A 608-nucleotide genomic window follows, 5' to 3' on the forward strand; every position below is an offset into this window, starting at 1 on the left:
GACCTGAATGTCTTCTACGGCAAGTTCAAGGCGGTGGAGGATGTCTCCCTGACGATCGAGCCGCGCACCGTGACGGCGTTCATCGGCCCGTCCGGGTGCGGCAAGTCCACGTTCCTGCGCACCCTCAACCGCATGCACGAAGTCATCCCCGGCGCCTACGTCGACGGCGAAGTCCTCATCGACGGCAACAACCTCTACGGACCCGGAGTCGACCCCGTCCTCGTGCGCCGCCAAGTCGGCATGGTCTTCCAACGCCCCAACCCGTTCCCCACCATGTCCATCCGCGACAACGTCCTCGCCGGCGTCAAACTCAACAACCAGCGCATCTCCAAGACCGACGCCGACGACCTCGTCGAAAAGTCCCTCCAAGGCGCCAACCTCTGGAACGAAGTCAAAGACCGCCTCCACCTGCCCGGCTCCGGACTCTCCGGCGGACAGCAGCAACGCCTCTGCATCGCCCGCGCCATCGCCGTCTCCCCCGAGGTCATCCTCATGGACGAACCCTGCTCGGCCCTCGACCCGATCTCCACCCTCGCCATCGAAGACCTCATCGAAGAACTCAAAACCGACTACACCATCGTCATCGTCACCCACAACATGCAACAAGC

1 protein-coding gene is annotated in these 608 nt (G+C 63.3%); it reads left to right on the forward strand.

The window, feature by feature from the left end; genetic code table 11:
- Positions 1-608: phosphate ABC transporter ATP-binding protein (locus tag Q5716_RS15920; protein ID WP_305004146.1), on the forward strand; the 608-nt coding region annotated here is incomplete at both ends.

The organism is Antiquaquibacter soli (genome assembly GCF_030580675.1).
In the GTDB taxonomy this organism is placed as follows: domain Bacteria; phylum Actinomycetota; class Actinomycetes; order Actinomycetales; family Microbacteriaceae; genus Rhodoglobus; species Rhodoglobus soli.